At 69.5% G+C, this 20,737-nt stretch carries 19 protein-coding genes; 8 read left to right on the top strand and 11 right to left on the bottom strand.

The genetic code is table 11. The annotated features are described in order from the left end of the window. Positions 1–146: 146 nt before the first annotated feature. The 8 genes from L810_RS25175 to L810_RS25140 all read left to right on the top strand — a co-directional run bounded on the left by L810_RS25175 (position 147) and on the right by L810_RS25140 (position 7,884). A complete protein-coding gene (locus tag L810_RS25175) occupies positions 147–653 on the top strand; it encodes an RDD family protein (protein ID WP_021161121.1) in 507 nt (168 codons plus the stop codon). Between the two features lie 246 nt (positions 654–899). Further along, positions 900–1,838, top strand: a complete 939-nt coding sequence (locus L810_RS25170; RefSeq protein WP_021161120.1) for a UDP-2,3-diacylglucosamine diphosphatase — start codon at positions 900–902, stop codon at positions 1,836–1,838. Positions 1,839–1,867: 29 nt separating this feature from the next. Beyond that, on the top strand, positions 1,868–2,902 hold the full coding sequence (locus L810_RS25165) for a glycosyltransferase family 4 protein (RefSeq protein WP_027786855.1): 1,035 nt from the start codon (positions 1,868–1,870) through the stop codon (positions 2,900–2,902). Beyond that, positions 2,899–3,435: a diacylglycerol kinase gene (locus L810_RS25160; RefSeq protein WP_042976105.1), complete on the top strand. Its 537-nt coding sequence runs from the start codon at positions 2,899–2,901 to the stop codon at positions 3,433–3,435. The genes L810_RS25165 and L810_RS25160 overlap by 4 nt, the downstream gene beginning before the upstream one ends. A 206-nt stretch (positions 3,436–3,641) precedes the next feature. Then, the gene (locus L810_RS25155) at positions 3,642–4,400 is read left to right on the top strand and encodes a TetR/AcrR family transcriptional regulator (protein ID WP_021161119.1); all 759 of its coding nucleotides are present in this window, start codon (positions 3,642–3,644) and stop codon (positions 4,398–4,400) included. Beyond that, complete coding sequence (locus L810_RS25150) at positions 4,397–4,978, top strand: TIGR00730 family Rossman fold protein (protein ID WP_021161118.1); 582 nt, start codon at positions 4,397–4,399, stop codon at positions 4,976–4,978. The genes L810_RS25155 and L810_RS25150 overlap by 4 nt, the downstream gene beginning before the upstream one ends. Positions 4,979–5,000: 22 nt before the next feature. Then, positions 5,001–5,762, top strand: coding sequence for an SDR family oxidoreductase (locus tag L810_RS25145; protein WP_021161117.1), 762 nt, complete (start codon positions 5,001–5,003; stop codon positions 5,760–5,762). 229 nt (positions 5,763–5,991) lie between these two features. Further along, entirely contained in the window at positions 5,992–7,884 is a 1,893-nt protein-coding gene (locus tag L810_RS25140) for an ArnT family glycosyltransferase (RefSeq protein ID WP_042976104.1), read from the top strand. Positions 7,885–8,069: 185 nt separating this feature from the next. On the opposite strand, the gene L810_RS25135 is transcribed toward L810_RS25140, so the two are convergent. The 11 genes from L810_RS25135 to kdpB all read right to left on the bottom strand — a co-directional run bounded on the left by L810_RS25135 (position 8,070) and on the right by kdpB (position 20,691). Next, a complete protein-coding gene (locus L810_RS25135) occupies positions 8,070–8,687 on the bottom strand; it encodes a DUF924 family protein (protein ID WP_021161114.1) in 618 nt (205 codons plus the stop codon). Continuing rightward, a complete protein-coding gene (locus L810_RS25130; protein ID WP_042976103.1) occupies positions 8,684–9,415 on the bottom strand; it encodes an alanyl-tRNA editing protein in 732 nt (243 codons plus the stop codon). The genes L810_RS25135 and L810_RS25130 overlap by 4 nt, the downstream gene beginning before the upstream one ends. Before the next feature lie 104 nt (positions 9,416–9,519). Continuing rightward, positions 9,520–9,930 carry a group II truncated hemoglobin gene (locus L810_RS25125; protein WP_006398765.1) on the bottom strand — a complete coding sequence of 137 codons (411 nt, stop codon included), beginning with the start codon at positions 9,928–9,930 and terminating at the stop codon, positions 9,520–9,522. A 43-nt stretch (positions 9,931–9,973) separates the two neighbouring features. Further along, positions 9,974–12,535, bottom strand: a complete 2,562-nt coding sequence (locus L810_RS25120; protein WP_051392317.1) for an ABC transporter permease — start codon at positions 12,533–12,535, stop codon at positions 9,974–9,976. A 50-nt stretch (positions 12,536–12,585) separates the two neighbouring features. Beyond that, a complete protein-coding gene (locus L810_RS25115) occupies positions 12,586–13,203 on the bottom strand; it encodes a DUF4126 domain-containing protein (protein WP_021161113.1) in 618 nt (205 codons plus the stop codon). A 211-nt stretch (positions 13,204–13,414) separates the two neighbouring features. Then, on the bottom strand, positions 13,415–13,735 hold the full coding sequence (gene sugE, locus L810_RS25110) for a quaternary ammonium compound efflux SMR transporter SugE (protein WP_021161112.1): 321 nt from the start codon (positions 13,733–13,735) through the stop codon (positions 13,415–13,417). A 137-nt stretch (positions 13,736–13,872) separates the two neighbouring features. Beyond that, on the bottom strand, positions 13,873–14,157 hold the full coding sequence (locus tag L810_RS25105) for a putative hemolysin (protein ID WP_021161111.1): 285 nt from the start codon (positions 14,155–14,157) through the stop codon (positions 13,873–13,875). 158 nt (positions 14,158–14,315) lie between these two features. After that, positions 14,316–15,014: a two-component system response regulator KdpE gene (kdpE, locus tag L810_RS25100; RefSeq protein ID WP_027786844.1), complete on the bottom strand. Its 699-nt coding sequence runs from the start codon at positions 15,012–15,014 to the stop codon at positions 14,316–14,318. Then, a complete protein-coding gene (locus L810_RS25095) occupies positions 15,007–17,850 on the bottom strand; it encodes a DUF4118 domain-containing protein (RefSeq protein WP_021161109.1) in 2,844 nt (947 codons plus the stop codon). Before L810_RS25095 ends, kdpE begins: the two co-directional genes overlap by 8 nt. A 149-nt stretch (positions 17,851–17,999) precedes the next feature. Continuing rightward, complete coding sequence (kdpC, locus tag L810_RS25090) at positions 18,000–18,581, bottom strand: potassium-transporting ATPase subunit KdpC (protein WP_021161108.1); 582 nt, start codon at positions 18,579–18,581, stop codon at positions 18,000–18,002. A gap of 25 nt (positions 18,582–18,606) precedes the next feature. Further along, a complete protein-coding gene (gene kdpB, locus L810_RS25085) occupies positions 18,607–20,691 on the bottom strand; it encodes a potassium-transporting ATPase subunit KdpB (protein ID WP_042976095.1) in 2,085 nt (694 codons plus the stop codon). Positions 20,692–20,737 lie beyond the last annotated feature (46 nt).

Below are 20,737 nucleotides of genomic sequence, written 5' to 3'. Positions count from 1 at the left end.
CAGCCACCGCGCCGGCGCCCGTCCCGGCCGCGGTCACGCCGCCGGTGCCCGCGTCGTCGACGGCCGGCACCGCATCCGCGCCGGCCGCCGTGGCACCGGTGTCGCCCGCCGACGCCCCCTCGCTGTTCAAGGGCTCCTGAGCGGCCGTGGCGAACGCCCGCGCCTCCGAAACCCCGGCCGCCGCGCCGTCCGTGCGGCGGCGTCTCGCCGCGCTGCTCTACGAAGGCGTGCTGCTGTTCGGCGTGGTGTTCTTCGCCGGGCTCGCGTTCAGCCTCGCGACGCAGCAGCGCAACGGCCTCGTCCATCACAACCTGCTCGCCGCCTGGATCGCGCTCGTGGTCGGCGCGTACTTCGTCTGGTTCTGGACCCACGGCGGCCAGACGCTGCCGATGAAAACGTGGCGGCTGCGGCTCGAATCGTCGAGCGGCCGGCCGCTGAGCGCGGGCCACGCGCTCGTCCGCTATGCGCTCGGCTGGCTGTGGTTCCTGCCGCCGCTCGCACTGCATCCGCTCCTCGGCCTGTCGGTACCCGTCACGCTCGCGCTCACCGCCGCGTGGATCGTCGTGTGGGCCGGCGCGGCCCGGCTGCATGCCGGCCGGCAGTTTCCGCACGACCGGATCGCACGCACGCGCATCGTCGCCATTCCGCGCTGACGCGCAGACGCGTTGAAGCGCTGACGCACCGCATTCACCAGACGAAAGCACGTCGCCGAGGCGCCCCCCCGGCCCGGCAACCTTGCCGGACAAGCGCCGGACGTTCGGTACGGCAGGCCACACAACGTCCCGGCATTCATTGCTAAACACCTTGCAGCGGCCGTAATAAGAACGTCTCGTGACTGTCACGGCACAGTCACGCCCGCATGGCGGAATGCCGGTAATGTCAACCGGCGCGAGTCATGCATGGGCCAGAAAACGTCTGCGACCTCCCTGTTCCGTCAACCTCTCGGCGCCCGCGCCGCCACCGCCTTCCTGTCCGGTTCCGCCGCAACCGACGGGCTGGTGTCGCAAGAACCGCCTGCCGGTCATGCCACGCAGCATGACGACCCCGACTCGTCCGCGCATCGCTACCGCACGATCTGGCTGTCCGACATCCACCTCGGTTCGAGCGGCTGCCAGGCGCCGTACCTGCTCGACTTCCTGCGCCACAACGATTCGGAGTACCTGTACCTCGTCGGCGACATCATCGACGGCTGGCAACTGAAAAAGGGCTGGTACTGGCCGCAGGCGCACAACGACGTCGTGCAGAAGATCCTGCGCAAGGCACGCAAGGGGACGCAGGTCGTCTACATCCCGGGCAACCACGACGAAGGCGCGCGGCAGTTCTGCGACCTCGCGTTCGGCGACATCCAGGTGCGCGGCGAGGCGTTCCACACGACGCTCGCAGGCAAACGTTTGTGGATCGTGCACGGCGACCTGTTCGACGGCGTGATCCAGCACGCGAAATGGCTCGCGTACCTCGGCGACACGCTCTACACGCTGATCCTCGTGCTGAACCGCTGGTTCAACCGGATCCGCAGCCGGCTCGGCTTCCAGTACTGGTCGCTGTCGCAGTACCTGAAGCACCAGGTCAAGAACGCCGTCAACTTCATCTCGCAGTTCGAGACCGTGATGACCGACGAGGCGCGTCGCCGCGGCTGCGACGGCGTCGTGTGCGGGCACATCCACAAGGCGGAGATCCGCGACATCGACGGCGTGCTGTACTGCAACGACGGCGACTGGGTCGAGAGCCTGTCCGCACTCGTCGAAACGATGGAAGGCGAACTGAAGATCGTCTACTGGACGGTGATGCGCACCGCACCGTCGGACACCACGTCGCGCAAGGCCAAGGCCACTGCCTGACGCAACCGCACCTACAGGACATTGCCGCGATGAAGATCATGATCGTCACCGACGCGTGGGAACCGCAGGTCAACGGCGTCGTGCGCACGCTGAAGAGCACGTCGCGCGAGCTCACCGCGCTCGGCCACCGCGTCGAACTGCTGACGCCGCTGGAATTCCGCACGGTGCCCTGCCCGACCTACCCCGAGATCCGCCTGTCGATCCTGCCGTACCGCAAGCTGCGCGCGCGGATCGACGCGTTCGCCCCCGACGCGCTGCACATCGCGACCGAAGGCCCGCTCGGCCTCGCCGCGCGGCGCTATGCACGTTCGCGCAAGCTGCCGTACACGACCGCGTATCACACGCGCTTTCCGGAGTACGTGCAGGCGCGCTTCGGCATCCCGCTCGCGGCGACCTACCGCTTCCTGCACTGGTTCCACGGCCCGTCGCTCGCGGTGATGGCGCCGACGCCGGTCGTCAAGCAGGACCTCGAGAAATTCGGCTTCACGAACGTGGTGCTGTGGACCCGCGGCGTCGACCTCGACGTGTTCCGGCCGATGGAATCGAAGGTGCTCAATACCGCGCGGCCGATCTTCCTCTATGTCGGCCGCGTCGCGATCGAGAAGAACGTCGAGGCGTTCCTGCGCCTCGACCTGCCCGGCTCGAAATGGGTCGCCGGCGAAGGTCCCGCGCTCGCGGAGCTGAAGTCGCGTTATCCGGAGGCAAACTATCTCGGCGTGCTGTCACAGGCCGAGCTCGCGAAGGTGTATGCTGCGGCCGACGTGTTCGTGTTCCCGAGTCGCACCGACACGTTCGGCCTCGTGCTGCTCGAGGCGCTCGCCTGCGGCACGCCGGTTGCCGCGTATCCCGTGACGGGCCCGATCGACGTGCTCGGCGAAGGCGACGCCGGCGCGATGCACGAGGACCTGCAGGAAGCCTGCCTCGAAGCGCTGAAGATCGAACGCGCGACTGCGCGCGCATGGGCCGAACGCTTTTCGTGGCGCGCGGCGTCCGAGCAGTTCGCGTCGCATCTGAAGCCGCTGCCGAAGACCGCGTACTCGCCAGCAGAAGGTGCCGCCGTTTGAAACGAGACCTGAACGACAAGTCCCCGCCCCCCGACGCCAAGCCGCAACGGCACCGTCCGTTCGACGAGGATGAGCCGCATGCCGATGCGGACGTGCACGCGCACGAGCCGCTCGGCCCCGACGATCGGCTGACGCCGTTGCCGCCGAACCCGTACAAGCGCCACCGCGGCATCACGCGCGCCTGGTACGCGCTCAAGCATTCGCTGAACGGCTTTCGCGTCGCGATCCGCGAGGAGAGCGCGTTTCGCCAGGAACTCACGCTCGCCGCGCTGATGCTCCCGATCGGCGCGTTTGCGCCGGTGCCGGCCGCCTCGCGCGCACTGCTGATCGCGTCGGTGCTGCTCGTGCTGATCGTCGAGCTGCTGAACTCGAGCGTCGAGGCCGCGATCGACCGCATCTCGCTCGAACGCCACGAACTCTCCAAGCGTGCGAAGGACCTCGGCAGCGCGGCCGTGACGGTCGCGCTGTTCGCGTGCGTGACGACGTGGGCCTTCGTGCTCGGCCCGGTCGTCGCACACTGGCTGGGCTTCTAGACGCGCATCGGGCGCACGCGCCGCGCACCGCCCGCGTGCGGCGCTGCACCATGCGCCGTACGGGGCCGCGCACACGAAATGCGCCCGATGTGGCGAAACCCCGGTTTATAATCGTCCGCTAGACATAGAACAGCAACCCGCGCCGGACGAATCACGCAGCATCGATTGCAGCGCCCGCCAGTCCGGCACACACAGGGCCGGACGACATGGAAGCGAAACCTCCCCGCCGCACCCGCGAACGGATTCTCGAGTTGTCGTTGAAACTCTTCAACGAGATCGGCGAGCCGAACGTCACGACCACGACGATCGCCGAGGAAATGGAAATCAGTCCAGGCAACCTGTACTACCATTTCCGCAACAAGGACGACATCATCAACAGCATCTTCGCGCAGTTCGAGCAGCAGATCGAACGGCGGCTGCGCTTTCCCGAAGATCACCGTCCGACGATCGACGAAACCTGGTCGTACCTGCAGTACATGGCCGATTTCATGTGGACCTACCGGTTCCTGTATCGCGACCTCAACGACCTGCTCGCGCGCAATCGCACGCTCGAGACGCACTTCAAGCAGATCATCAGCCACAAGGTGCGCTTCGCGCGCGACATGTGCGAGCTGCTCGTGTCCGACGCCGAGATGGTCGCGACACCCGCCGAGATCGAGGTCATCGCCACCAACATGGCCGTCATTTCGACGTACTGGCTGTCGTATCAGTACGTGATGCATCCGCGCAAGTACAACGACCAGGACGCGATCCGCGAGGAACTGCACCAGGTCAGCATGCACGTGATCTCCGTGATGGCACCGTACCTGCGCGGCCGTTCGCGCCAGCTGTTCGACGACCTGGTCTCCGGCAAGCTGCCGAAGCGCCAGTTCACCGACTACCTGCCGCCGCGCGACGGTTCGCCGCGCCCGGCAGACAGCCCCGTCGTCACCGGGCAGGCCCCCGCCAAGGATTCCAAGCAATGAAGGCAGTCTGTGTTTACTGCGGCTCGTCGTCCGGCGTCCGGCCCATCTATGCCGACGCCGCGCGCGCATTCGGCCGCGCGCTCGTCGATGCGGGCCTCACGCTCGTCTACGGCGGCGGCCGCGTCGGCCTGATGGGCGTGATCGCCGACGAAGTGATGGCGGCCGGCGGCCGTGCGGTCGGCGTGATCCCCGAATTGCTCGTCGACAAGGAAGTCGGCCATACGGGGCTGTCGGAACTGCACGTCGTGCCCGACATGCACCACCGCAAGAAAATGATGGCCGACCTCTCCGACGCGTTCGTCGCGATGCCCGGCGGCGCCGGCACGCTCGAAGAGCTCTTCGAGGTCTACACGTGGGCGCAGCTCGGTTATCACCGCAAGCCCGTCGCGGTCTACAACATCGATTCGTTCTACGATCCGTTGATCGCGCTGCTGCGCCATACGGTCGACGAAGGCTTCATGCGTCCGGCCTATTTCGACGCGCTGTGCGTCGAATCCGAACCCGTCGAACTGATCGAGCGACTGCGTCGCTACCAGCCGCCCGCCCGCGACAAGTGGGCGCCCGACGCGGCCAAGTAACCGTCACCGGAACCCGCACGCGATGACCGCACCGTCCGACCGCAAGGCCGTCCTCATCACCGGCGCGAGCCGTGGCATCGGCCGCGCGACCGCCGTGCTCGCGGCCGGGCGCGGCTGGGATGTCGGCATCAACTACGCGCGCGACGCGGCGGCGGCCGAACTCACCGCGCAGGCCGTCCGCGACGCGGGCGGCCGTGCCTGCGTCGTCGCGGGCGACGTCGCGAACGAAGCCGACGTCGTCGCGATGTTCGACACCGTCACGGCCGCATTCGGTCGCTTCGACGCGCTCGTCAACAACGCGGGCATCGTCGCGCCGTCGATGCCGCTCGCCGACATGCCGGCCGACCGGCTGCGGCGGATGTTCGACACCAACGTGCTCGGCGCGTACCTGTGCGCGCGCGAAGCGGCGCGCCGGCTGTCCACCGACCGTGGCGGCCGCGGCGGCGCGATCGTCAACGTGTCGTCGATCGCCTCCCGGCTCGGCTCGCCGAACGAATACGTCGACTACGCGGGCTCGAAGGGCGCGGTCGATTCGCTGACGATCGGTCTTGCGAAGGAACTCGGCCCGCACGGCGTGCGCGTCAACGCGGTACGCCCCGGCCTGATCGAGACCGAAATTCACGCGAGCGGCGGCCAGCCGGGCCGTGCGGCCCGCCTCGGCGCAACGACGCCGCTCGGCCGCGCGGGCGAAGCGAGGGAGATCGCCGAAGCGATCGTCTGGCTGCTTGGCGACGCGGCGTCCTACACGACGGGTGCCCTGCTCGACGTCGGCGGCGGCCGGTAAAACCATACTGCGGCGCAGCAAAAACCGCCGCCCGAGACGATCAGTCGTCACGACACCACAAATCTCCACAATTCCGTGACGCTACGAGTAAACTCTCGTAATAATTCCGTGGTCTACTAGCGGGCATTCAGACAGACCTCATCAACACCTGTCCGTTATCCCCTGATGTGGCCCTAATCGGTCCTGCCCATGTCGCCGGACCGGCTCGACTCGACCCGAGATCTTTTCCATGCCCGGAACCGCAGCGCCCAGCCGGCGACGCACGTCTGTGCCCGCCCCGGCTCAGCACACCCGCTCGATCGCCGACACCGACCTCACCGCAACGCTCGACGTCGCCGGCACGCCCGACGCCGCCTCGACCGTCGCAACCAGCGCCACGCACGAGCGCTCGCTCCTGCTCGGCTGGCGCGCATGGCTGTTCGTCGCCGCGCTGATCTGCGCGTATGTGCTGCCGGGCGTACTCGGTCACGATCCCTGGAAACAGGACGAAACCTACACGTTCGGGATCATCCAGCACATGCTCGAGACGGGCGACTTCGTCGTGCCGACCAATGCCGGCCTGCCGTTCATGGAAAAGCCGCCGCTTTACGCGTGGGTCGCGACCAGCCTCGCATGGCTGCTGCAGCGCGTGATGCCGCTGCACGATGCGGCACGACTCGCGAGCGCGCTGTTCGCCGCGCTCGCGTTCGGCTTCATCGCACGCACGGCGCGCGTCGCCAGCCGCGCGGACACCTGGTTCGACCTGCGCGTGATCGGCCCCGTCGTGTTGAGCGCGGGCACGCTCGTCGTCATCAAGCACGTGCACGACATGATGACCGACGTCGCGCTGTTCGCCGGCACGGCAATCGGCTTCAGCGGGCTGCTCGAACTCGTGATGCAGCACGTCGCGCGCGCGCAGCAGATGCGCCACGGCCTGCCGGTCCGACCGTCGGGCCGCTGGGCCGCACCGATCTTCGGCGCGGGCGTCGGCATTGCGCTGATGGCGAAGGGCCTGTTCGTGCCGCTCGTGTTCGCGGCCTCGCTCGTCGGCGCGCTGGTGCTCTATCCGGCCTGCCGCACCCGCTCGTTCGCGCGCGCGCTCGGCATCGCCGCGCTCGTGTTCGCGCCGTTCGCGCTCATCTGGCCGACCGCGCTGTTCATGCGCTCCGAGACGCTGTTCATGACGTGGTTCTGGGATAACAACGTCGGCCGCTTCTTCGGCTTCTCCGTCCCCGAACTGGGCGCGGAAAACGACAAGCCGTTCTTCATCCTCCGCGCGTTCCTGCTCGTCGGCTTCCCGGTCGCGCCGCTCGCGATCGTCGCGCTCGCGCGCGGCGTGTGGCGCGACTGGCGGACGCCGCGCGTCGCGCTGCCCGTCTTGTTCACCGGCATCGGTCTCGCCGTGCTGCAAGTGTCCGCGACGTCGCGCCAGCTCTACATCCTGCCGTTCTTCGCGCCGCTCGCGCTGGTCGCCGCGCAGGCCATCGAACGCCTGCCGCGCCGGCTGCATCTCGCGTGGGATTACCTGAGCCGCATCCTGTTCGGCACGGCCGCGGCGCTCGCCTGGGCAATCTGGGCAGTGATGGCCGATCCGGCCGCGTCGCGCGCGGATCTGGCGCCGCTCGGCCGCTGGCTGCCGCTCGACTGGACGATGCCGATCGAACCCGCGCTCGTGACCGGCGCGCTCGTGCTGACGGTCGGCTGGCTCACGCTGCTGCCGAAGCTGCGCGCGACGGGCCTCTGGCGCGGCGCACTGTCGTGGGGCGCCGGCGCGCTCGTCGCATGGGGGCTCATCTACACGCTGCTCCTGCCGTGGCTCGACGTCGCGAAGAGCTACCGCTCGGTGTTCGACGACCTGAACGCGCATCTCGCGCTCGAATGGAACGACGGCGACTGCATGGCGAGCCTGCACGGGCTCGGCGAATCGGAAGCGCCGATGCTGTACTACTTCTCCGGCATCCAGCACACGCCGATCGACGACGCGAAAACGACGCGCTGCACCTGGATGATCGTCCAGGGTGTGCGAGCCGTCGATCCGGCGCCGGGCAGCGAATGGAAATTGTTCTGGTCGGGCGCGCGCCCGGGCGACAACGACGAACTGCTGCGCGTGTACGTGCGCACGCCCGAGCAGCACCTGCAGTGATGGAGGGCGGCGCGGCGCACCGTCGTGCGCCCCCTCGTGCCATGCGTGGAACGGCGAACACCGCCGCCTGACACGCGAACAGCCGCCGGGAAACGCGCGCCGCCGACCGGCGCGCCCGGCTGACACGGTGGCCGCGCGACGCCGCGGAGCTGCCTCCTCCCCTTGTCGCGCGACTGCGCGAATCTTCAGAACGACGAACCGGGCTCGCGAAGAAACGCCGTTTCCTCGTCGCTCGACTCGCGTCCGAGAATCGCGTTCCGGTGCGGAAAGCGGCCGAAGCGCTCGACGACCGCCGCATGCAGCAATGCGAAGCGGTGATAGCTTTCGCACCCTGCCTCGTCGCGAATGCCCGCGCACAGGCGCACGGCCTCGCGCTGGCTCTCGACCGACTCGTCGTGCTCGAACGGCAGATACGCAAACGCGCGGTGATGTCCGCTCGGCAACTGCGCGTCCCAGCCGGCCGCGACCACGCGGCGTGCAAGCGCGAGCGCCTTCGGGTCGGCGGCAAACGCGCGCGGCGTACCGCGATGGATGTTGCGGGAGAACTGGTCGAGCACGACGATCAACGCAAGCGCACCCGGCGGCGAGCCGGCCCAGTGATCGCATCCGCCGTCGCACGCAGCGTCGAGCAACGCGCCATAGCGTGTGCGCAGCACGTCGTCGAACGCCGCCCCGCCGTTGAACCAGACCTTGCGCGCCTGCCCGAATTCGGCCGAGCCCGGCTCGCCGAACCAGAAATCCAGGATCTCCCGCGCATGCGGATCGAGCGCCGCCGTGCCTGCGTGGATGGTGTCGATCGTCATGCAAACTCCAGGACGAGGCGCCGGGTGCGCGCGCTCTTCTTTTCCAGTTTCGCGATTCGCAGCTCGCCGATTTCGGCCGTGTTGCGCACATGCGTGCCGCCGCACGGCTGCAGGTCGACATGCCCGATGCGCAGCAGCCGCACCCGGCCGAGGCCCATCGGCGGCTTCACGCTCATCGTGCGCACGAGGTCCGGCCGCCCGGCCATCTCGTCGTCGGTGATCCACTCGGTCGTGACCGGGTGCGCGCCGACCACCAGGCCCGCGAGGCGCCGCTCGACATCGTCGCGGTCGATCGGGTCGGACGTCGCGAAATCGAGGCGGACATAGTCGGCCGTCACGCTGCAGCCGTCGACCGCGTACGGCAGCACCGCGCACATCAGGTGCGCGGCCGTATGCAGGCGCATGTGGCGGTAGCGGCGCAGCCAGTCGATCTCCGCCGCGACGCGCGTGCCGGGCACGAGCGCCGCGACACGCGCCTCCTGCCCCGGTGCGGGCACGTGCACGGCATCGTCGGGTGTCGCGCCGTCGAACTTCGCCTTGCGCGTATCGGCGATCGCGATCGTGCTGCCGTCGGGCAGCGTCAGCGTGCCGGTGTCGCCGGCCTGGCCGCCGCCGAGCGGATAGAACACGGTGCGGTCGAGCCGGATGCCGTCTTCGCCGACGGCCAGAACGACCGCGTCGCATTGCGTCAGGTACGCGTCTTCGCGAAACAGCGCTTGTGTCGTCATCGGGCAAACCTCGTATCGATCGGGAGAAGCGGCCAGTGTCGCGCCACGCGGTGCGCGCGCCCAGACGCAAATCGCCCGCGCGCGTGCAGCGGCGTACCGGTCGGTCAACCGGGCCGGTTGCGCATCCAGTCGGCCGTATCGTAGAACGAATGCATGAGCCGCTCGCGCAGCGGTTCGGGCAATCCGACATCCTCCATCGCCCACGCCATGCAGCGCAGCCACTGATCGCGCTCGACCGACGCGATCGGGAACGGCAGGTGCCGCGCGCGCAGCCGCGGATGGCCGAACCGGCTGATGTAGTGGTCGGGGCCGCCGAGCCACCCGCACAGGAACCAGAACAGCTTGTCGCGCGAACCGTCGAGCGACGCCGGGTGCAGCGCGCGAATCTGCGCGAACTCGGGCTCCAGGTCCATCAGGTCGTAAAAGCGGTCCACCATTTCGCGCACGCGGGCTTCGCCGCCCACGAGTTCGAACGCCGTCGGCTGCGACGGCGCATCGTCATTCACATCGGTCATACGGATAGTCGGAAAACGGGATCTTCGGGGCCGCCGGCGACGCTCATGCGTCGCGCAGCGACTGCAGCGCGGGGCGCCGCAGCACATTATGCAGGCTCAGCCAGCCGGCCGCACCGGCGCACGCGACGCCGGCCGCGATACCGGCCGGCACGAGCCACGGATCGACGGCGAGCTGAAAGTCGAACACACGCGACGCGAGCACCCAGCCGACCGCGATCGCGCCCGCCGAAGCCAGCGCGCCGGCCAGCACACCGACCACGATGAATTCCGCGCGCTGCACCGCATTGACCTGCGCCCGCGATGCGCCCAGCGCGCGCAGCAGCGCAGCCTCGCGCACCCGTTCGTCGCGCGTGCCGGCCAGCGCCGTGTAGAGCACGAGCACGCCGGCCGCGAGCGTGAACGCGAACAGGAACTGCACCGCACCGACCACCTGCAGCATCATCCGCTGCAACTGCGCGAGGATCGGCGCGACGTCAATCGCGGTCAGGTTCGGGTAGCGCGCGATCAGCGGATCGAGCAGCGCGGCGTTAGAGGCCGGCAGATGGAAGCTCGTCAGGTACACGGCCGGGAAATCCTTCAGCACCGGCGGCGGCATCAGCACGAAGAAATTGACGCGGAACGAGCCCCAGTCGAGCTTGCGCACGCTCGTGATCGGCGCGTCGACCGTCAGCCCCGTCACGTCGAAGCGCAGCACGTCGCCCGGCTTCACGTTCAGCGTCTTCGCGAGACCGGCCTCGATCGAGATCTGCGGCGTGGCCGCGGTGCCGAACCAGTCGCCTTCGACGATCCGGTTGTCGGACGGCAGCTCGGTCGTATAAGACAGGTTGAACTCGCGGTCGACGAGCCGGCGGGCCTCGTCGGACGGGTAGGCATCCGGATTCACCGGTTTGCCGTTGATCGCGACAAGGCGGCCGCGCACCATCGGCGCGGGCACCGCGTCGCGCACGCCGTGCGCGGTCAGATACGCGGCGACGTCGACACGCTGGTCGGGCTGGATGTCGATCAGGAACTGGTTCGGCGCATCGGGCGGCGTCGACTGCCGCCAGCCCGCAACGAGGTCGTTGCGCGTGATCGCGATCAACAGCAGGCACATCAGGCCGAGCGCCAGCGCGGTGATCTGCAGCGCGCTGGCCGTGCCGCGCCGGTGCAGCGACGCGAGCGCGTAACGCCAGCCGACGCCCGCGGCCACACGTGCGTTGCGCACCGCCCGCGCGGCGGCGAACAGCACGAGCCGCGCGATCAGCGCGAAACCGACCAGCGCGCCGGCGAAACCGCCCGCGACGATCAGCCCGAGCTTCAGGTTGCCCGCAGCCACGATCAGCAGCCCCGCGAACAGCACGACGCCGATCGCATACGCGGCCCACGCGGTGCGCGACGCGTCGCCCCACTCGCGCCGCAGCACGCGCACCGGCGGCACGCGCGTGAGCGGCACGAGCGGCGGCAGCGCGAAGCCGAGCAGCAGCACGAGCGCGGCGCCCACGCCGATCAGCGCCGGCCACGGCGTGGGCGGCGGCAGCACCACGTCGATCAGTCCGCCGAGCGCGGCCAGCAACGCCCAGTGGCCGCCGTAACCAAGCACCGCGCCTGCGGCGCCGGATACGACGCCGATGCCGGCGAATTCGAGCGCGAACAACGCGCCGAGCGTGCGGCGGCTCACGCCGAGGCAGCGCATCGTCGCGCAGCCGTCGAGGTGGCGCCGCATGTAGCGCTGCGCGGCCATCGCGATCGCGACCGCCGCGAGCAGCGCGGTGAGCAGCGCGACGAGCGTCAGGAAGTGGCGCGCGCGATCCAGCGTCTGCCGCACCTGCGGCTGGCCTTCCTGCAGCGACTCGAGACCGGCACCGCGCAGCTTCCCGCCGTCGACGCGTGCGTGCGCATACGCTTCGAAGCGCGCGACGGCCTGCTGGTCGCCGGCGACCAGCAGCCGGTACGTGACCCGGCTGCCGTAGCCCGTGAGCCCCGTCGCGGCGAGTTCGTCCGCGCGCATCATCAGCCGCGGCGAAAAATTGACGAACGAAAACCCGCGATCGAGTTCACGGGAGATCGATGCGGCGACCTTGAACGTGCGCAACCCGACGCGCACCGTATCGCCCGCCTTCAGGTGCAGCGCATCGAGCAGCGCCGGATCGGCCCATACGGTGCCCGGCGCGGGAATCCCGTCGGCCTTCTGCGAGACAGAGGCACCGGCCGGCAGGATCTCGACCGCGCCGCGCAACGGATAGCCGGGCGACACGGCCTTCACGGCCGCGAGGCGCGACGGCGCGGCATCGCCTGCCTGCCCGCCCGTGGCGGACGCGATCATGCTCGGGAAGATCGCGGTCGTCGCGGTACGCAGGCCGAGCGCGCGAGCCTGCCGGTCGAACGACGGATCGACAGGGCGGTCGGCCCGCACGACGAAATCGGCGCCGAGCATCTGGCGCGCGTCGCGCTCGAGCCCCTGGCGCAGCCGGTCGGCGAGGAAACCGACGCTCGTCAGCGCCGCGACCGCGAGTACCAGTGCAAGGACGAGCAGCGTCAGTTCGCCCGCGCGCCAGTCGCGCGCGGTCATGCGGGCGGCCTGGCGGATCAGGTCGCGCAGGCCGAAGCGGCCGGCATGCGCACGCATCTCATGGCCGGGTTGCCCGGCGGGCGGCTGCGCCGCGTGTTGCCGCCCCTTCAATCGCGCTTCCCCCCGATCGAGTTCAGCCGCGACACCATGTGGTTCGCCATGCCGCGAAAGCCGCCCGACACACCCCGCCACAGGCGCGGGAGCGCCCACGCAGAAGCCGCGATGAAGGCGGCGAGCAGCACCAGGAACGCGAGCGGAACGAAGAACGCGAGCACCAGCCCGCCGACCACGAGGCCGTCCTCGGTCGACGATGCGACCCAGTTCGAAATCGGTTCGGGAGACAGGTTGATCAGCGCGCGTGTGCCGGCTTTCGCCACGTGTGCGGCACCGGCGAGCGAACCGCCGGCGAGCCCCGCGACCGCGAGCACGGTCGGGTCGGCATGGCCGAGCGCGCCGGCCGCGAGCACGGCGCCGGCCGGAATGCGGATGAAGGTGTGCACGGCATCCCACAGCGAGTCGAACGCGGGGATCTTGTCGGCAAGGAATTCGGTGACGGTGAGCACGGCCGCGGCACCGATGACCCACGGCGACATCAGGACGGCCAGCGTGTCGGGCAGGTGCAGCCAGCCGAACCGCGCCAGCAGGCCGGCGATCAGCACCGTCAGGTACAGGCGCAGGCCGCTCGCCCACGCGAGCCCCGCGCCGAGCGAAATCGCTTCGATCATGGCCCTCTCCTTGCACTTTCCGTGCGCTTTGCCGATTGACCGGATCGGGTCGGACAGACCGGCCGCGCGGCGCGTGGCGACCGGCACCGCGTGCCACGAGAAGCACGACGGTATTCAGGCCCGAATGCGTTCCATTATAGACAGGCCGGCCGGCCGGCCGGCGCAATTCCGCCGCGCGGCACCCGGGCGCGGACGCACCCGGATGCAGTCGTCAGGCCGCCGACGACAGCTTGAGGCCGATCAGCCCCGCGACGATCAGCGCGGCACTCGCGACACGCGCGACGGTCAGCGCCTCGCCCATCATCACGATGCCGAACACGAACGCGCCGACCGCGCCGATGCCCGTCCACACCGCGTATGCGGTGCCGAGCGGCAACTGGCGCATCGCGACCGCGAGCAGCCCGAAGCTGGCCAGCGCCGTCACGATCGTAAACACCGACGGACCGAGCTTCGTGAAGCCGTCCGACGATTTCAGGCCGGCCGCCCAGGCCACTTCCAGCAAACCGGCAATCAACAACCATACCCACGCCATCCCGACGTACTCCGTATCGGATGGGGCCGTCCCCGTTGAAGCGAATGTCCCGGGGTCGTCCCCGGGCGGCGCCGAGTATAACAAGATGCTTACGGATTCGCCGGCGGCCGACCGGGGGCGCGACCGGGCGGGCCCGGTCAGTTCGAGACGCGCTTCGGCGTGGCGCCGCCGACGCAGCGGTCGTCGCGGTACAGCGCCCACTCCTCGCACACGCGGCCGTCCTTGAACACGCACATGCCGACCTGCCCGCTCGACAGGTTGCGCACCGTGTGGTGGCCGCCGAGCTTGGTGCAATTGACCGATGCGGGATTGGCCATCGCCTGCTGGGACGACGACGGTTGCTGCCCGGGCGGCAGCGGTTGGGCGAACGCGCCAGACGCGGCAAGCGCCAGCGCACAGATGACGACCAGACGGACGGACATTGCACGCTCCTCGTTTTCGTTCGCGGAGCGGTCAGGATAACGGGGATTGAGCGCCGGGTGTGCAACGCGCGCGTCGGCCGCGGGACTGTCGCGCCGACGCAACCCTGCCGGCGCGCGACGTCACGCGCACGTGCGCCGCCGCGGCCCGGCCGGGCCCGTCATGCGGCGCCGACGAGCCGGTATCCGACGCCCGTCTCGGTGACGATGTACTCGGGCTGCGCCGGGTCGCGCTCGAGCTTCTGGCGCAGGTGCGCCATGTAGATGCGCAGGTAGTGGTGGCTTTCGACGTGCGACGGCCCCCACACGTCGCGCAGCAGCTGCCGGTGCGTGAGCACGCGCCCCGCGTGACGCACGAGCGTGGCGAGCAACCGGTACTCGAGCGGCGTCAGGTGCACGATCTCCCCGTCGCGCCACACCTGGCGCAGCGCAAGATCGACCGTCACGGTGCCGAAGCTCACCTTCGGCGACTCGTTCGCGCCGCCCTGGTTGCGCCGGCGCAGTTGCGCGCGGATCCGCGCGCGCAGTTCGGACACGCCGAACGGCTTGGTCAGGTAATCGTCGGCGCCCGCATCGAGCGCCGCGACCTTCTCTTCCTCCTGTGTGCGCGCGGACAGCACGATCACCGGCACCTCGGACCAGCCGCGCAGTTCGCGGATCACGTCGAGGCCGTCGGTATCGGGCAGGCCCAGGTCGACGATCACGAGATCGGGCTTGCGCGTCGCCGCGTCGATCAGCCCCTGCTTGCCCGTCTCGGCCTCGAACACCGCGATGTCCTCCTCCTCGAGCGCGGCGCGCACGAAACGGCGGATCTGCTTTTCGTCCTCGATCAGGACGACGGTCAGGCTGGGTTCACTCATGGTCTGGCAATGACTCGGATGGGGACGACGCACCCGGCACATCGGGTTCGTCGTCGGATACGGCAGGCGCGGCCGGCGGCGTCTCGACCGGCAGCGTGAACCAGAAGCGCGCGCCCGTCACGTGGCCGTCGGGCGCGGTGCGGTTGAGCGCGCCGATTTTACCGCCGTGCGCCTCGACGATCGCGCGGCAGATCGCGAGGCCGAGCCCGATGCCCGGCGTCGCCGATTCCTTCTCGCCGCGCGTGAACTTGTCGAAGATCCGCGTTTCCATGCCGGCCGGCAGGCCCGGGCCGTGATCGTCGACATGTACGCGCACGAACGGCAGCCCGTCGTCGGTCACGCGCTCGGCGCCGATCTCGAGCGGCGTATCGGGCGGCGTGTACTTCGCCGCGTTCTCGAACAGGTTGGTGAACAGGCGTTCCATCAGCACCGCGTCCATCTGCAGGAGCGGCAGGTCGGCCGGCAGCACGACGCGCGCGGGATGGCGCGACAGCACGCGCTTGCACGCGGCGAGCGCCGCGCCGACGGTTTCCTCGAGCAGCGACCACTGGCGCTTGAGCTGCAGGCTGCCGGCCTGCAGCCGCGCCATGTCGAGCAGGTTCGTGACGATGCCCGTCATCCGCAGCGCCTCGTCGTGAATCGCATCGACGAGTTCGCCCTCGCGCTGCGCGAAGCGCTCGGCCGCCGCGGCGTCGCCGCCCTGTGCGGCCGCGCGTCCGTTCGCGAGCATCGACGAGAACCCGACGATCGTCGTGAGCGGCGTACGCAGGTCGTGCGAGATCGCCGACAGCAGCGAGTTGCGCAGCCGCTCGGATTCCATGTTGACGAGCGCGTCGCGCGCGATCTCGACGTAGTGCACGCGTTCGAGCGCGAGTGCGATCTGCGCGGCGAATGCGTCGAGCATCCGCTGCTGCTCGGGCACCTCGAGTTCGCGCGGTTCGCGTGACGCGACCGCGAGCACGCCGCGCGTGCGCATCGGCGCCTTCAGCGGCAGGTACAGTGCGACCGTCGCGGGCAAGGTATCCGTGCCGCGACCGGCCGGCTTCTGCTGGTCGTACACCCACTGGCCGACGTCGCTGTCGAGGTCGGCGCCCGTCAGCGTGACGGCCGCGTCGGGCTCCTCGATCTTCTGCCGCACCTTGTCCGCGCTGTCGGGCAGCAGGAACGCGACGCGCGCGCGGAACACCTCGCCCACGTGGCGGCTGCCGATCTCGACGATCTGCTCGGTCGTCAGCGCCGCGCCCAGCTCGCGCGCCATCGCGTAGATCGCGCCGGTGCGGCGCTCGCGGCGCTGCGCGACGCTCGCCTGGCGCGTCAGCGTCGACGTCAGGTGGCTGATCACGAGCGACGTCAGCAGCATCCCGAAGAAGGTCAGCAGGTACTGCGTGTCGCTGACCGAGAACGACATGCGCGGCGGCACGAAGAAGAAATCGAACGCGGCCACCGACAGGAACGACTGCAGCACGCCCGGGCCGCGCCCGAGCCGCACGGCCGAGAACACGACGCCGAGCAGGTACAGCATCACGAGGTTCGTGAGGTCGAGCCGCTCGGACACGAGGCTCGCGACGACCGTGATCGCCGCGCAGATCGCGGCCGCATACGCGTAGTGCCGCGGCGGCGAGCGATGCGTGCCGAACTGCGCGAACGCATCGCGCCAGTCGCGCGCACGCGCGTCGAGCGGCGCGGCACGCGCCTCGTCGCTCGCGGACGCACGGATCAGCATCAGGTCGACGTCGCCCGCGCGTTCGGCGAGCTGTTCGCCGAACGGCCGCGCGAAGCGGCGCACGAGCCCGACCTTCGGCGAGCCGCCCGCGACGATCTTCGACACGTTGCGCACCTTCGCATAGCCGATCAGCGCGGCGACCGCGTCGGCCCCCGCGAGCGTGGCCGTCTCCGCGCCGAGTTCGGCGGCGAGCTTCAGCGCGTCTAGCGTGCGCTGCCGCCGCGCGTCGGGCAGCCGCTGCAGCCGCGGCGTCTCCACATAAACGGCGATCCAGTCGGCCTTCAGGCTCGCGGCGAGCCGCGCGGCCGCGCGCACGAGCGTCGGCGCCTCGGGGCCCGGCCCGACGCATACGAGCAGCCGTTCGCGCGCCTGCCAGATGCGCTGGATCGAGCGGTCGGCGCGGTATTCGCGCATCTGCGCGTCGACGCGATCGGCCGTGCGCCGCAACGCCAGTTCGCGCAGCGCGATCAGGTTGCCCTTGCGGAAGAAGTTGCGCACCGCGCGCTCGGCCTGCTGCGCGAGATAGACCTTGCCGTCGCGCATCCGCTCGAGCAGTTCCTCGGCCGGCAGGTCGACGAGCGTGACTTCGTCGGCCGCGTCGAATACGCGGTCGGGCACCGTCTCCCACACGCGGATGCCGGTGATCGCGCCGACCACGTCGTTCAGGCTTTCGAGGTGCTGGACGTTGACGGTCGTATAGACGTCGATGCCCGCGTCGAGCAGTTCGTACACATCCTGCCAGCGCTTCAGGTGCCGTGCGCCCTGTACGTTCGAATGCGCGAGTTCGTCGACGAGGATCAGTTGCGGCTGGCGCGCGAGTGCGCCGTCGAGATCGAATTCGGCGAGCGTGCGGCCGCGGTAGTCGAAACGCGCGAGCGGCAGCACGTCGAGACCGTCGAGCAGTGCGGCGGTCTCGCTGCGCCCGTGGGTCTCGACGATGCCGACGACGACGTCGACGCCTTCCTGCAGGCGCTGGCGCGCGGCCTGCAGCATCGCGTAGGTCTTGCCGACACCGGCCGATGCGCCGAAGAAGATCTTGAGCTGGCCGCGCCGCTGCTTTTCTTCGTCACGTTGCAGCTTGTCGAGGAGTTGGTCTGGATCGGGACGATTCATGCGTCAGAAAGGCGGAGCGCCCGGATGCGCGCGAGTACGAGCATTGTTGTTCCAAATCGCCGCAAAAGGCAAAGACGGCGCACGCGCCGTCGGGAAAAGGCGCGCCCGGCGCGGGGCTGACCGCGCCGGGCGCCAGTTGCCGGACGCGCTCAGTGCGCGGCCTGCGCCGCGTCGAGCGCGAGGTTCAGCTTCAGCACGTTCACGCGCGCCTCGCCGAGCACGCCGAACTGGCGGCCCGTCGTGTTCGCGGCGACCAGTTGCGCGACCGCATCGGGCGCCAGGTTGCGCGCCTTCGCGACGCGCTCGACCTGGTACGCGGCGGCGGCCGGCGTGATCTCCGGATCGAGGCCGCTCGCCGACGCCGTCACGAGGTCGACCGGCACGGGTTTCGACATGTCGGTGCCCGCGTCGCGCAGCGCGGCGATGCGCCCCTTCACCTGGTCGGCGAGCGACGGGTTCAGCGGGCCGAGGTTCGAGCCGCCGGAGCCGGTCGCGTTGTACGGCATCGGCGCGGTGGCCGACAGCCGGCCCCAGAAGTACTTCGGCGCATCGAACGACTGGCCGATCAGCGCGGAGCCGACCGGCTTGCCGTCCTTCTCGATCAGGCTGCCGTTCGCCTGCGACGGGAACACGGCCTGGCCGAAGACGGTCATCACGGCCGGGTAAGCGAGGCCCGTCACGGCGGTCAGGACGACGAAGAGCACGACGAGCGGGCGAATCAACGTTTTCATGATGTTTCCTTCAATGGCGGCCGGTTCAGGCCCAGCCGAGTGCAGCGAGCGTCATGTCGATCAGCTTGATGAACGGGAACGGCAGCAGCACGCCGCCGAGGCCGTACACCAGCAGGTTGCGGCGCAGGAGCGACGCGGCGCCGAGCGGCCGGTACGTGACGCCCTTCAGCGCGAGCGGGATCAGCGCGACGATGATCAGCGCGTTGAAGATCACCGCCGACAGGATCGCGGAGGCCGGCGACGTCAGGTGCATGATGTCGAGCACGCGCAGTTGCGGGTACGTCGTCACGAACGCGGCCGGGATGATCGCGAAGTACTTCGCGATGTCATTCGCGATCGAGAAGGTCGTCAGCGAGCCGCGCGTCATCAGCATCTGCTTGCCGATCTCGACGATCTCGATCAGCTTCGTCGGGTTCGAGTCGAGGTCGACCATGTTGCCCGCTTCCTTCGCGGCCTGCGTACCGGTGTTCATCGCCACGGCAACGTCGGCCTGCGCGAGCGCCGGTGCGTCGTTGGTGCCGTCGCCCGTCATCGCGACGAGGCGGCCGGCCGCCTGGTGCTCGCGGATCGTCGCGAGCTTGGTTTCCGGCGTCGCTTCCGCGAGGAAATCGTCGACGCCCGCTTCCGCCGCGATCGCCGCGGCCGTCAGCCGGTTGTCGCCCGTCACCATCACGGTCTTGATGCCCATCTTGCGCAGCTCCGCGAAGCGCTCCTTGATGCCGCCCTTCACGATGTCCTTCAGCTCGATCACGCCGAGCACGCGCGCCGCCCCTTCATGCAGGTCGGCCACGACGAGCGGCGTGCTGCCGCGGCGCGCGACTTCGTCGACCGCGCGGCGCACTTCTTCCGGAAAGCGGCTGCCGTGCGTCTCGACGTAGCGGCGGATCGCGTCGGCCGCGCCCTTGCGGATTTCGCGACCCGGGAGATCGACGCCGCTCATGCGCGTCTGTGCGGAAAAGCCGATGAACGTCGCGTGCAGCTGCGCCATGTCGCGCTGGCGAATGTTGAAACGTTCCTTGGCCAGGACCACGATGCTGCGGCCTTCCGGCGTTTCGTCGGCGAGCGACGACAGCTGCGCGGCATCGGCCAGCGCTTCCTCGGTCACGCCCGGCGCCGGCACGAACATCGATGCCTGGCGGTTGCCGAGCGTGATCGTGCCGGTCTTGTCGAGCAGCAGCACGTCGACGTCGCCGGCCGCTTCGACCGCGCGGCCCGACGTCGCGATCACGTTCGCCTGCATCATCCGGCTCATCCCGGCCACGCCGATCGCGGAAAGCAGCCCGCCGATCGTCGTTGGGATCAGGCACACGAGCAGTGCGACGAGCGCGGTGATCGTCACGACGTGGCCGGCCTTCATCGCCTCGACCGAGAACATCGAGAACGGCAGCAGCGTGGCCGTTGCCAGCAGCATCACGATCGTCAGCGCGACGAGCAGGATCGTCAGCGCGATCTCGTTCGGCGTCTTCTTGCGCTTCGCGCCTTCGACCATCGCGATCATCCGGTCGAGGAACGCCTCGCCGGGGTTCGCGGTGACCTTGACGACGATCCAGTCGGACAGCACGCGCGTGCCGCCCGTCACGGACGAGAAGTCGCCGCCCGATTCGCGGATCACCGGCGCGGATTCGCCGGTGATCGCCGATTCGTCGACCGACGCGACACCGTCGACCACCTCGCCGTCGGCCGGGATCACGTCGCCGGCCTCGACCAGCACGACGTCGCCACGGCGCAGGTCGCTCGCGGTCGTGATGCGGATCGGCGACTTCGGATGCGGCTCGTTGAGCTTCTTCGCCATCACATCCTTCTTCGCACTGCGCAGCGACGCGGCCTGCGCCTTCGAGCGCCCTTCGGCGAGCGCCTCGGCGAAGTTCGCGAACAGCACGGTGAACCACAGCCACAGCGCGATCGCGAGGATGAAGCCCGCGGGCGCCTCGGCCTGGCCGGCGAGCGCCGCGATCCACAGGATCGTGGTCAGGATGCTGCCGACGTACACGCAGAACATCACCGGGTTGCGGAACTGCGTGCGCGGCGTGAGTTTCTTGAACGAGTCCACGATCGCCGGGCGCAGCAGCGCCGGATCGAACATGGACCGTGTTGCGGAATGTTGAGTCATTGCGATCTCTTCAATCTCTTGAGTCTTTTCAACGTGTCGCCGCGCG

Source organism: Burkholderia sp. AU4i, from assembly GCF_000466765.1.
In the GTDB taxonomy this organism is placed as follows: domain Bacteria; phylum Pseudomonadota; class Gammaproteobacteria; order Burkholderiales; family Burkholderiaceae; genus Burkholderia; species Burkholderia cepacia.
Note: the sequence above shows the minus strand (reverse complement) of the source record. Positions and strands in the feature narration are given on the sequence as shown.